Origin of the sequence: Flavobacterium fluviatile (genome assembly GCF_010645065.1) — a bacterium.
Lineage (GTDB): Bacteria > Bacteroidota > Bacteroidia > Flavobacteriales > Flavobacteriaceae > Flavobacterium > Flavobacterium fluviatile.
This window is the reverse complement of sequence record NZ_JAADZW010000025.1, coordinates 38,089-50,728: the sequence shown is the minus strand read 5'-3', so window position 1 is coordinate 50,728 and position 12,640 is coordinate 38,089. Positions and strand designations below refer to the sequence as shown.

General features: G+C 34.6%; 13 protein-coding genes. 6 read left to right on the top strand and 7 right to left on the bottom strand.

Annotated features, from left to right (window positions below; all coding sequences use genetic code 11):
* Positions 1–618: 618 nt before the first annotated feature.
* From GXM17_RS18625 to GXM17_RS18610, 4 genes are all read right to left on the bottom strand, one after another.
* The gene (locus tag GXM17_RS18625; protein WP_163401052.1) at positions 619–1,062 is read right to left on the bottom strand and encodes a hypothetical protein; all 444 of its coding nucleotides are present in this window, start codon (positions 1,060–1,062) and stop codon (positions 619–621) included.
* A 78-nt stretch (positions 1,063–1,140) separates the two neighbouring features.
* Entirely contained in the window at positions 1,141–1,497 is a 357-nt protein-coding gene (locus GXM17_RS18620) for a hypothetical protein (RefSeq protein WP_163401051.1), read from the bottom strand.
* A gap of 192 nt (positions 1,498–1,689) precedes the next feature.
* Positions 1,690–2,868, bottom strand: coding sequence for an AIR synthase related protein (locus GXM17_RS18615; RefSeq protein ID WP_163401050.1), 1,179 nt, complete (start codon positions 2,866–2,868; stop codon positions 1,690–1,692).
* 104 nt (positions 2,869–2,972) lie between these two features.
* Positions 2,973–3,638, bottom strand: a complete 666-nt coding sequence (locus GXM17_RS18610) for a uracil-DNA glycosylase (protein ID WP_163401049.1) — start codon at positions 3,636–3,638, stop codon at positions 2,973–2,975.
* A 133-nt stretch (positions 3,639–3,771) separates the two neighbouring features.
* Here GXM17_RS18610 and GXM17_RS18605 point away from each other — a divergent pair, with 133 nt between their 5' ends.
* From GXM17_RS18605 to GXM17_RS18595, 3 genes are all read left to right on the top strand, one after another.
* Positions 3,772–5,937, top strand: a complete 2,166-nt coding sequence (locus GXM17_RS18605) for an endonuclease MutS2 (RefSeq protein WP_163401048.1) — start codon at positions 3,772–3,774, stop codon at positions 5,935–5,937.
* Positions 5,938–6,081: 144 nt separating this feature from the next.
* Positions 6,082–6,387 (top strand): GIY-YIG nuclease family protein, encoded by a 306-nt coding sequence (locus GXM17_RS18600; RefSeq protein ID WP_163401047.1) that lies wholly within the window; start codon positions 6,082–6,084, stop codon positions 6,385–6,387.
* Positions 6,388–6,398: 11 nt separating this feature from the next.
* Complete coding sequence (locus tag GXM17_RS18595) at positions 6,399–6,842, top strand: thiol-disulfide oxidoreductase DCC family protein (RefSeq protein WP_163401046.1); 444 nt, start codon at positions 6,399–6,401, stop codon at positions 6,840–6,842.
* Between the two features lie 208 nt (positions 6,843–7,050).
* Here the strand turns inward: GXM17_RS18595 and ettA are convergent, their stop codons facing one another.
* The 3 genes from ettA to holA form a co-directional block, all read right to left on the bottom strand.
* A complete protein-coding gene (gene ettA, locus GXM17_RS18590; protein ID WP_163401045.1) occupies positions 7,051–8,742 on the bottom strand; it encodes an energy-dependent translational throttle protein EttA in 1,692 nt (563 codons plus the stop codon).
* Positions 8,743–8,817: 75 nt separating this feature from the next.
* The gene (locus GXM17_RS18585; RefSeq protein WP_163401044.1) at positions 8,818–9,000 is read right to left on the bottom strand and encodes a CAL67264 family membrane protein; all 183 of its coding nucleotides are present in this window, start codon (positions 8,998–9,000) and stop codon (positions 8,818–8,820) included.
* A 62-nt stretch (positions 9,001–9,062) separates the two neighbouring features.
* The gene (gene holA, locus GXM17_RS18580; protein ID WP_163401043.1) at positions 9,063–10,067 is read right to left on the bottom strand and encodes a DNA polymerase III subunit delta; all 1,005 of its coding nucleotides are present in this window, start codon (positions 10,065–10,067) and stop codon (positions 9,063–9,065) included.
* A 102-nt stretch (positions 10,068–10,169) separates the two neighbouring features.
* Between holA and GXM17_RS18575 the strand changes: the two genes are divergently transcribed.
* The 3 genes from GXM17_RS18575 to GXM17_RS18565 are packed head-to-tail and all read left to right on the top strand — an operon-like array spanning position 10,170 to position 12,527.
* The gene (locus GXM17_RS18575; protein ID WP_163401042.1) at positions 10,170–10,619 is read left to right on the top strand and encodes a type I restriction enzyme HsdR N-terminal domain-containing protein; all 450 of its coding nucleotides are present in this window, start codon (positions 10,170–10,172) and stop codon (positions 10,617–10,619) included.
* 20 nt (positions 10,620–10,639) lie between these two features.
* Complete coding sequence (locus tag GXM17_RS18570) at positions 10,640–11,659, top strand: glycosyltransferase family 2 protein (RefSeq protein WP_163401041.1); 1,020 nt, start codon at positions 10,640–10,642, stop codon at positions 11,657–11,659.
* A 34-nt stretch (positions 11,660–11,693) separates the two neighbouring features.
* Positions 11,694–12,527, top strand: coding sequence for an OmpA/MotB family protein (locus GXM17_RS18565; protein WP_163401040.1), 834 nt, complete (start codon positions 11,694–11,696; stop codon positions 12,525–12,527).
* Positions 12,528–12,640: the final 113 nt, after the last annotated feature.

Here is a 12,640-nt window from a genome sequence, read left to right as displayed (position 1 = left end):
CAAACTGCGCAAGCTTTTTTGAATCTTTTTTTTGAAAATTTCTTCTCTCTTAAAATTCGTTTGCCTGTCAGTATTTCTGTGAACGTTTTTCGCTGTTGCGGGTGCAAAAGTACACAACAATTCCAGTTAAGCAAGCTTTTTTATTGCCTTTTTTTGATCTTTTTTTTGTTTAATTCATAACCCGCTGGCAACGCATTGTTTACAGAATGATTTTTTTTGACTTTCTGTACGGTTTTTCTGGTTTCCTTTGGTTTTTTATGGTTTAAAGACTCTTTCCCGTTATCGGTTTTGAGGAGTTTTCAGCCTTTTAGAATCTCTTTGAAGGGATTATTATTCTTTTAAGAACCGAATTATAACCGAAAATTCCTTCCGGAACAATACTGCCCTAGCCCGGATAGAAGCGAAAATCCTTTTTAGGGCGGGGTTTGCCATGAAAAGATTGCAGCGCATAGCGGGAAATAGCTCCTTAGTAATATCAAAATCCAATTCTTAATTTTAAAAAATGTCTTAACTACAATCTGACTTGAACAAACTCCCCTATTATACTATTATGTATAAAAAAAACAATCCCGATAGCCTAAAGCAACTATCGGGGTGGATATTATAAATATTCAATGGTTATTTCTTCGCAGGGAACTTCCAATCGAATTCGTCTTTGTCATTTATGATGGCGCCAATTTCAAATTTTACAACTTCATTAAATTCAGTTTGCAGAATGAACCAATTGTCTTCATTGAAATAGTTTTCGAAAGTATCAAATGTTTCCTGATTGTATTTTGTAATTCCTTTAGTTGCCAGATCTTTTTTTACATCTGCAATTTTTCTCCCAATAAGATTGAATCCAAAAACTTCCAGATCAACACCAGAAGCAACTACATAACCCAATTTAAAATCTTCTTCCTGATAAAAAGTCAATCTCATTTTTTGTGCGTTATATACAAAAATCACATTTTCGTCTTCATCCTTATAATTCTTATCAGGTTTTCCTAAAGCCGCTATTACATCATTTTGCTTCATTCCGAAAAGCAATTTATCGATTCCTGATTTTAGATTTATTTTCATATTTAACTATTAATTTTAAAAGTAAAAATTTCGCAATTTTTTGCTTTATGTTTCAAAACTTTATATGGAAGAGAAAAATTACTCACTCATTTCATCGTAGCGTTCAGGAACTTGTGGATCATATAAAGGACATTTGAACTCTTCTAATAAATCTACCAGTTTGTTCATTGTTCTGCCTTCGGTTCCGTAGCAGTCTATTTTGATACTTTGTGGTGTAGTGATAATTTGAAAAGCACCTTTACCTCTATTATTTTTCCAGCTGTTTTCATCCACTTTTTCCCATTCTGAGAAAACTGAACCAATTCGGTTGAGGATTACCTGTGTGGGAAGAATTTCAAGACCATTAACTTCCTGCTTTTCAAGTAAAGCTTCATAAACTTCCTGGTTGTTCAGGTAAATTTCGTCTAAATATCTCCAAAAAAGCAGTTCATACATAACAGGGTTGTTTTTTAGCCCCGATAGCAGCGGCATCCTTTTGTGGCGGGGTTCGCCACAAAAGATACAGCGAATAGCGGGATTAGCTCCTGAAAAAGCTAAAATTATTATAGATTCTAAAATGTAATCTGAAGGAGGTTGAGGCTTTTAAGGAATAAATAACTTCGACTCCTCAGCCTGACAAATTATATTTTAATATTCGAAAATTCCGTATTCGCTGGTGATAGTCAGTTTCTTAGCATCAGCAGCTTCTACTCTTCCTACGATTTGCGCATCAACATTGAATGATTTTGAAATCGCAATAATATCCTGAGCAATATTTTCAGGTACATAAAGTTCCATACGGTGACCGCAGTTGAAAACCTGATACATTTCTTTCCAGTCGGTTTTTGATTGTTCCTGAATCAGTTTGAACAATGGCGGAACCGGAAATAAATTATCTTTTATAATATGTAAATTTTGAACGAAATGTAAGATTTTAGTCTGTGCCCCTCCACTGCAATGCACCATTCCGTGAATATCATTTGGCGTGTAAGCGTCTAAAATCTTCTTGATGATCGGCGCATACGTTCTGGTTGGGGAAAGTACCAACTGCCCTGCGTTTATTGGACTGTTTTCTACAGGATCCGTCAAATTAACCTGACCTGAATAAATCAATTCTTCAGGAACGGCAGCGTCAAAACTTTCAGGGTATTTTTTTGCTAAATATTTTCCGAAAACATCGTGACGCGCAGATGTTAATCCGTTGCTTCCCATTCCGCCGTTATAGCTTTTTTCATAAGTTGCCTGACCAAACGAAGCCAGACCAACGATTACGTCTCCGGCCTTAATATTAGCATTATCTACAACATCGGAGCGTTTCATACGGGCTGTAACGGTTGAATCTACGATAATCGTACGAACTACATCGCCTACATCAGCAGTTTCTCCTCCTGTTGAGTGAATGGTTACTCCGAAAGATTTTAATTCGTTGATTAATTCTTCCGTTCCGTTGATGATTGCTGAGATAACTTCGGCAGGAATTAAGTTTTTATTTCTTCCGATAGTGGATGAAAGCAGGATATTATCTGTTGCTCCAACACATAATAAATCATCGATATTCATAATTAAAGCATCCTGAGCGATTCCTTTCCAGACTGAAATATCTCCGGTTTCTTTCCAATACATGTAAGCCAGAGACGATTTTGTACCTGCTCCGTCAGCATGCATAATCAGGCAGTATTCTTCGTCCTGTGTTAAATAATCAGGAACGATTTTACAGAAAGCCTGAGGGAATAAACCTTTATCAATATTTTTTATGGCGTTGTGTACGTCTTCTTTTGATGCCGAAACACCTCTTTGCGCGTACCTTTTGCTAGAATCTGAACTCATGAAACTTAGTTTGTGTTGAATGTGGGGCAAAGATAATCCCTTTTTTTAATTCTTTGGTTGATTCGTAAGTTTGATTGACAAAAAAATCCAATCTTACCTCAATATTACCACTCAATTTCTTTTAAACCTTTTGATTTAAGAAAAGTATTTGTCTGACTAAAATGTTTGTTTCCAAACCAAAATCCTCTGTTAGCACTTAAAGGCGAAGGGTGTCCTGATTTTAAAATATGATGTTTTGAAGCGTCGATTAAAGCTGTTTTTTTTTGAGCAAAACCTCCCCAAAGCAGGAAAACAACATTTTCTTTTTCGGCCGAAATTTGTTTGATAACGGCATCCGTAAATTTCTCCCAGCCTTTTCCCTGATGGCTTCCTGCTTCAGATTGACGAACCGTTAAAGTTGCATTTAAAAGAAAAACACCCTGATTTGCCCAACGCTCTAAATTACCGATTTTAGGAAGCGGTTTGCCTAAATCCGTTTCAATCTCTTTGAAAATATTATATAAAGAAGGCGGAAACGGGATTCCGTCATTTACAGAAAAACACAATCCGTTGGCCTGATTTGGACCGTGATAAGGGTCCTGCCCGATAATCACCACTTTTACCTCATCGAAATGGCAATGATCAAAAGCCGAAAAGATCTGGCTCCCTTTTGGATAACAAACTTTTGTCGTGTATTCGGATTTTACGAAAGAAATCAGTTCGGTGAAATATGGCTTTTCAAATTCTTCATTCAAAACCGGCTTCCAGGAATCATGCATTTTAACGTCCATATTTTTTTTATGCGAATTTCAGGATTTTTTTGCTGAAATCATATCTGCATCGAATAAAATAACACCTTTAAACTTTACAGCATTCATTGCTACTATTTTTGTATTTTTGCCTTCACTTTCTTAAAGAAATTAAATGATTAGTATTACCGAAAAAACATTACAAGACTTACAATTTCCAACCGTTCTCGAAACCATTTCAGATGGATGCAATACTGATATTGGAAAAGAAAAAGCTTTACAAATAAAACCATTTAGAGACAAAGAAACTTTGATGCAGGCCCTGATGCAGACATCTGAATATGTTTCGTCTTTTGAAAATAACAATGCCATTCCGAATCACGGATTTGACGCCATCACGCATGAAATTAAGTTTTTGGCAATTGAAGACAGTTTTCTTGAAGTGGGAAGTTTCAGAAAAATTGCCAATCTTTCTGCAACGACAAATGTATTATTGAATTTCTTACGAAAATTCGATGATTATTATCCAAACTTAAATGCGAGAGCGTCACGTGTAGAACTGACTAAAGATATCATCACTTCGATTGACGCAATTGTAGATAAATATGGAGAAATTAAAGACAATGCTTCTCCTGCCCTTTCCGGAATTCGTCAGAACATGAATTTGGTTCGAGGTAAAGTAAACCAAAGTTTTGGTGTTGCACTTACTCAATATAATGGTTTAGGATATCTGGACGACATTAAAGAAAGCTTCGTACAAAACCGTCGCGTTTTGGCGGTTTTAGCCATGTATCGTCGTAAAGTGAAAGGTTCTATTTTAGGAAGTTCTAAAACCGGAAGTATAGCCTACATCGAACCTGAAGCTACTTTGAAATATTCCAGAGAATTAGCGAATTTAGAATACGAAGAGAAAGAAGAAATTACGAGAATTTTAAAAAATTTATCGAATGTTATTCGTCCGTACTTACCTTTGTTAATTGAATACCAGGATTTTTTAAGTGATATTGATGTCGTTGCCGGAAAAGCAAAATATGCTAACAGAATCAACGGAATCTTACCAACAATTACTGAAGAAAGAAGATTGTTTTTCAGAGAAGCATATCATCCAATTTTGTATCTGAACAATAAGCAAAAAAAAGAAGTTACACATCCGCAGACTATAGAATTAAAACAGGAAAACAGAATTATTGTTATTTCGGGTCCAAACGCCGGAGGAAAAACCATTTCCTTAAAAACGGTTGGACTATTACAATTAATGTTGCAATCCGGAATTTTGATTCCGGTTCATGAAAGAAGCGAAACTTTCTTGTTTGACAGAATCTTAACTGATATTGGAGATAATCAGTCAATCGAAAATCATTTAAGTACTTATAGCTACCGACTAAAAAACATGAATTACTTTTTGAAAAAATGTAATCACAAAACCCTGTTTTTAATTGATGAGTTTGGTACAGGTTCTGATCCTGAACTGGGTGGGGCATTGGCAGAAATTTTCCTTGAGGAGTTTTATCATCGAGAAGCTTTCGGAATCATTACAACGCACTACTCGAATTTAAAAATTCTCGCTAACGAATTACCTTATGCAACCAATGCCAATATGATGTTTGATGAAAAATCGTTGGAACCAATGTACAAACTAGCTTTAGGACAGGCAGGAAGTTCCTTTACTTTTGAAGTTGCTCAGAAAAATGGTATTCCGTTTGGACTGATTAATCGTGCGAAAAAAAAAATCGAAGTGGGTAAAGTTCGTTTTGATAAAACTATTGCAACACTTCAGAAGGAAAGATCAAAACTGGAGAAAACTTCTTTGAATTTAAAAGAAGAAGAAACAAGAGCGCGTGAGGAAAGCAAAAAGATGGAAAACATCAATACCAAAATCAAGCAAAAACTGGAAAGCTATCAGGAATTGTACGACAGTAATCAGAAAATTATATATATAGGACAAAAAATTGACGATATTGCTGAGAAATATTTCAACAACAAAAACAAAAAGGAACTGATTGGTGAATTCCTGAAAATTGTTGAAATTGAAAATTCAAAACGTAAAAAAGCAACTCCAAAAGAAGTCAAAGCAAAAGTTGAAAAACAAAAAGAAATTATTGCTGAAGTACAGGTAAAAGTTGAAGAAATCCGAAAAGAGAAAAAAGAAAAGAAACTTAAACCGGTTGTAGAAAAACCAAAACCAATTTTAAAAGTTGGTGACCGCGTGCGAATGCTTGATGGAAGATCCGTGGGAAGTATTGATGCTATTGAAAAAAATAAGGCGACAGTAAATTATGGAATTTTCACCTCAAAAGTAAGTTTGGATGAATTGGAACTGGTTGAAGCTGTGAAAAAATAAGTCATTGCGACGAACGAGCAATCACACTTGTATGAGAAGCCTTGCAAATAGGAATGAGATCACTTCGTTCCTCGCATTAAAGTAAAAATAATACAAAAAATCAATAGGGATGAGATTGCTTCGTTCCTCGCAAAGACAAAAAAAGTGAAACCAGGATTTGTTTACATCATAACCAATAAATACCAAACGGTTGTTTACACTGGTGTAACTTCAAATCTTCCTCAAAGAATTTTAGAACATAGGGAGAAAAAATACCCAAAATCATTTTCAGCTCGTTATAATGTAAATATTTTAGTTTATTATGAGCAATTTCAGTGGATTGAAGATGCAATTGCAAGAGAAAAGCAAATCAAGGCAGGTTCAAGAGAAACGAAAAATGATTTAATTAGGTCGATAAATCCAAGCTGGAAAGATTTGTTTGAAGAAATAGAAAATATAATGATTGAATAATACAAATTAAAATGGAAGTACGTAGAGAGATTGCTTCGTTCCTCGCAATGACTGCCGGGAACAAAAAAATAATCCTCTTCGACGGTGTTTGCAATTTATGCGACGGAGCGGTTCAGTTGATTATAAAGCACGATAAAAAAGATATTTTTCGTTTTACAGCCCTGCAATCTGATTTGGGGAAAGAAATTTGCAGTTATATTGGTGTTGATCAGAGTAAAATTGACAGTATCATTTTGTATCATCCCGGAGTTGCCTATTATTTCAAATCATCTGCAGCTATTGAAATTGCAGAAGAATTAGGTGGGATTTACAGTTTAATTTCAATATTTAAAATTTTCCCTGAAAAACTTCGAAATTACATTTACGATTATATTGCTAAAAACCGTTACAAATGGTATGGTAAAAAAGAGAGCTGTATGATTCCTACTCCGGAATTGAAGGCTAAGTTTTTATGAAATTCCAAATCTGAAATTCCAAATCTGAAATTCCAAATTCCAATTTCAAAAAACTTGTCATTCTGAGGAAAAAGTTCTTCAAATCTTTGCCGAATTTCTAGTGTGATTTCACCTTACGTCGAAATGACAAAAAACAAAAAATCCCAAATTTCAAATCTATTAGAATTTGGAATTTGGGATTTTAAATATGGAATTTATTTTTAGAAAACTATCTAATCAATTTTCTATATTTCAAACGTTTTGGAGTTAAATCACCGCCTAAACGTTTCTTTTTATTTTCTTCATATTCAGTGAAACTTCCTTCGAAGAAATACACTTCAGAATCTCCTTCGAAAGCCAAGATGTGAGTACAGATTCTGTCCAGGAACCATCTGTCGTGCGAAATTACCACAGCACAACCTGCAAAATTTTCCAAACCTTCTTCAAGAGCACGAAGAGTATTTACGTCCAAGTCGTTCGTAGGCTCATCCAATAACAATACGTTTCCTTCTTCTTTCAAAGTCATTGCTAGGTGTAAACGGTTACGCTCGCCACCCGAAAGCATCGAAACTTTCTTGTTTTGCTCGCCTCCACCAAAATTGAAACGTGACAAATAAGCTCTGGAATTTACTTGTTTTCCGCCCATCATAATTAGTTCCTGACCATCGGCAAAATTTTCCCAAATCGATTTATTAGGATCAATATTAGAGTGAGACTGATCTACGTAAGCGATTTTTACAGTTTCTCCCACTGAAAATTCTCCGCTATCTGTAGCTTGTTCTCCCATAATCATTTTGAAAATGGTAGATTTACCAGCACCATTTGGTCCGATAATTCCAACGATTCCTGCTTGTGGCAAAGTGAAGTTTAAGTTGTCGTATAGTAATTTATCTCCAAAAGCTTTGGCAACATTTTTCGCTTCGATAACATTTGTTCCTAAACGCGGGCCATTCGGAATATAGATTTCTAATTTTTCATCCAGTTGTTTTTGGTCTTCATTCAAAAGTTTATCGTAGTTCTGTAAACGTGCTTTTTGTTTAGTCTGACGACCTTTTGCTCCCTGTCGAACCCAGTCCAACTCACGCTCCAATGTTTTTCTGCGTTTTGAAGCAACTTTTTCTTCTTGCTCTAAACGTTTTGATTTTTGGTCCAACCAGGAAGAATAGTTTCCTTTCCAAGGAATACCCTCTCCTCTATCCAATTCCAAAATCCAACCTGCTACATTATCCAGAAAATAACGGTCGTGCGTTACTGCAATTACAGTTCCGGCATATTGCGCTAAGTGTTGCTCTAACCAAAGCACAGACTCGGCATCCAAGTGGTTGGTAGGCTCATCCAAAAGCAAAACGTCCGGTTGCTGTAATAACAAACGACACAAAGCAACACGACGACGCTCTCCACCAGAAAGGTTTTTGATTGGGGTATCGCCATCCGGAGTACGCAACGCATCCATAGCGATTTCTAATTTGGTATCTATTTCCCAAGCCCCCAAAGCATCAATTTTGTCTTGTAGTGCCGCTTGACGCTCCATCAGTTTATCCATTTTATCCGGATCTGAATAGTTTTCTTCAAGACCAAATAAATCGTTGATTTTGTTGTATTCGTCTAAAACTGCCATTGTTTCAGCAGCTCCTTCACGAACAATTTCGATAACGGTTTTTGAATCGTCCAAAATTGGTTCTTGTTCCAAATAACCTACTTTGTATCCTGGCTGAAAAACCACATCACCCTGATAGTTTTTATCAACTCCTGCAATAATTTTTAAAAGAGAAGATTTTCCGGAACCGTTAAGACCTAAAATACCAATTTTAGCTCCATAAAAGAAACTCAAATAAATATTTTTAAGTACCGGTTTGTCTGCTCCCTGATACGTTTTACTCAATTTCTGCATTGAGAAAATTACTTTCTTATCGTCTGACATTTTTATGTTTTATTTTAATTGTTATTTTTCTATTGATTCTGAATTGCAATTGATTTTTGCAATTAATATTTTTTTTTAAACTCTCCCCTTCAAAGCATTAAAAACCCAGGCATTAGCAAGAAAACCTACTCCCGTTGCAGCAAAGCCATAGCCTGAAACATCTCTGTATCTGAATGCTCCAAGACCGATGAGTAACAATCCCATAAGTGTCATTATAAAAGTAGCCCATCCTAAGACGGTATTTTTATTCATTCCCATAATTGTGTAATTAATTTAGAGTGGTATTATTTAGAAATGCAAATATCGGGAATTTTCACGGCTTAATTAAAAATTTTGTATAGCATTTCTTTTAACAAATCAGATTGTGGTAAAGCATTGGCACCAACACCTTTACTTTTCATGTCAACCTCTCGTAAAGCTCCCACAATCTGGCTTACTTTTCGCATTGGATAATTTTTTAAAGCCAAATCATATTCCTTTAAAAAATAAGGATTTACTCCAATAGCTGCCGCAACATTTTTTGGGTTTTTATCTTTAAGTCCGTGGTATTTTAAAAGCTGAACAAAAAATCCAAAAACCAGTCCGGTTGTCATTACTAAAGGGTATTCTTTTGGGTTATGAGCGAAGTTTTCGGCAATTTTATACGCTTTTAACTGATTACGTTCTCCTATTGCTTTTCGAAGTTCAAAAACATTATAATCTTTACTGAAACCAATATTTTCCTCAATATGCTGAGGCGTAATCATAGTACCCTGAGGTAAAATGATCTGGAGCTTTTCAAGTTCATTATTAATTTTACTCAAGTCTGTCCCTAAAAACTCTACCAGCATCGCATTTGCTTTCGGGTCAATGGTATATTTTTTTCCGGCCAGAACACGCTTAATCCAGTCCCCTACCTGATTTTCGTACAACTTTTTACTTTCGTAAACGATTCCGTTTTGTGCCAATAATTTAGTCACTTTTTTACGTTTATCAAGCGTTTTATATTTGTAACAAAAAACCAAAACAGTTGTTTCCATTGGATTATTGACATAGGATTCAATTTTATCAATCGTCCTTGATAAATCCTGAGCTTCTTTTACGATAACCACCTGGCGTTCTGCCATCATCGGGTAACGCTTTGCTGTTGACACTATATCTTCTACAGAAACATCCCTTCCGTATAAAACCGTCTGATTAAATCCTTTCTCTTCTTCCGAAAGGACATTCTGCTCAATATATTCCGATAATTTATCAATGTAATAAGGTTCTTCACCCATTAAAAAATAAATTGGCTTTATATTTCCCGCTTTTATATCATTAACAATTTTTACAACTTCGTCCATTCAAATGTTTTGTTTCATGTTTCAAATTTCAGGTTTAAGCAAATTTTCACAACTTGAAACTTTAAAACTTGAAACCTGAAACTATTTTAATATTTTTGCTTTATGCAGCGATTAAATTTTCCAATCTATAATTTTCGATTCAAAAATAACGAAAATAAAGTGTCCATTTTTGATGAAATCAGAAAAAAATTTATAATTCTTACCCCCGAAGAATGGGTTCGTCAGCATGTTGTTCATTATTTAATAAATGAAAAAAAATACCCAAAATCGCTCATAAACGTAGAGAAAGTTTTAACGGTCAACGGTTTACGAAAACGCTATGATGTAGTTGTTTTTAATCCGGATGGTTCTATACATATACTGGTAGAATGCAAAGCGCCGGAAGTAAAAATATCACAGGCAACTTTTGATCAGATTGCGCGTTATAATATGACAATGCAGGCACGGTTTTTGAAAGTCACAAACGGGTTGAATCATTATTATTGTCAGATGGATTTTGAAAACGAAAAATATGATTTTTTAAGATCACTACCGGACTATAACGAAATATAATAATTATAAAAAAAATACTTTTGGATAAAATTGCAGTCGTCATTTTAAATTGGAACGGAATAAAATTATTAGAACAATTTTTGCCATCAGTAATTCAGTTTTCTCAAGAGGCTGCTATATATGTAGCTGATAATGCTTCTACAGATAATTCAATTCAATTTATTCAGGATAATTTTCCTTCTGTAAAAATAATTAAAAATTCTGGCAACCACGGTTTCGCCAAAGGCTACAATGATGCCTTGAAATCTGTAGATGCACAAATTTATGCCTTAGTCAATTCGGATATTGAAGTTACAGAAAACTGGCTCAAACCAATAGTTGATACATTCGAAGCAGAAAAACAAACTGCTATTATCCAGCCTAAAATCCTTGATTATAAAAACAAGGAATATTTTGAATATGCCGGAGCCGCAGGAGGCTTTATTGACCAATACGGTTATCCATTCTGCAGAGGAAGGATTTTCGATACGGTGGAAAAAGATAACGGACAATATGATGACAATTGTGAAATATTCTGGGCATCCGGGGCTTGTTTTTTTATCAGAAAAGAAGTTTACGATGAGCTGGAAGGATTTGATGAATCTTTTTTTGCCCACCAGGAAGAAATTGATTTGTGCTGGCGCGCCTTAAATAGAGGACACAGCATTAAATACAATCCGCAATCTGTTGTTTATCATGTAGGGGGGGCAACTTTACAACAAGGCAACCCCAAAAAAACGTATTTGAATTTTAGAAATTCATTGCTGATGCTGGTTAAAAACCTTCCAAAAAAAGGGTTGTTTTTCATCATTTTCTTCAGAATGGTTTTAGATGGAATTGCAGGAGTAAGATTTTTAACACAAGGAAAAATTAAACATACCTTTGCTGTTTTACATGCTCATTTTTCATTTTACTGCATGTCAATAGCTTATCTCAAAAAGAGAAAAGATTTTCAAATAAAGAAATACTACACTGTAAAAAGTATCGTTTTCATCTATTATATAAAGAAATTGGTTTTTTTTAAAGAAATCTTTAACACTAATCAAAATATTAAAAACTAAATTTGTAAACAACGTCTAATTAAATTTAACATTTATGAGAAAAATAGTTATCGCACTATCCGTACTAATGGCTTTAACATCGTGCGTATCGAAGAAACAATACGCAGCATTAGAGGCTAAAAACAAAGAGACTCAGGACTTATTAAATTCAACTACTGTAAAATTAAACGCATGCCTTGAAGAAAAAGCTGGTCTGGCTGCCACAGCTGCAAGTTATAAAGAACACAACCAGGATTTAATAAACAGCTCAAAAGACTTGACAGTATTAACTACCAAGGGTGCTGAAAATCTTGAAAAATCTTTAGAAAGTCTTAAAGAAAAAGATCTTAAGATATCCAGACTTCAGGATGCCCTTACTAAAAAAGACAGTGTAACATTAGCATTAGTTACAAGTTTAAAAGGAGCAGTTGGAATCAATGATCCGGATATCGAAATCAATGTTGAAAAAGGAGTTGTGTTTATTTCTATTGCTGACAAATTATTATTTAAAAGCGGAAGCTATGATGTAACTGACAGAGCTAAAACAGTTTTAGCAAAAGTTGCAAAAGTAGTAAATGACAAACCAGATTTTGAATGTATGGTTGAAGGACATACAGATAATGTTCCTTACAGAAGCAATGGTGTTTTACTTGATAACTGGGATTTAAGTGTAAAACGTTCTACATCTATTGTCAGAATATTGACAAATGATTTAGGAGTAAACCCTGCTAAATTAATTGCAGCAGGTAGAAGTTCTTACGTTCCTCTGGTTCCTAATGATACAGCAGAGAACAAATCAAAAAACAGAAGAACCCGTATTGTTGTGATGCCAAAAATCGATCAGTTCTATGATATGATTGAAAAAGAAATGAAAAAACAACAGCAATAATATTATCATCATTTTTGGATACAAAAAAGCAGGTCAATTGACCTGCTTTTTTTTTGTCCTAAGATTTAAGGACTGATTATTTTAATTAACTAACTAAATTTTAACTAACACTA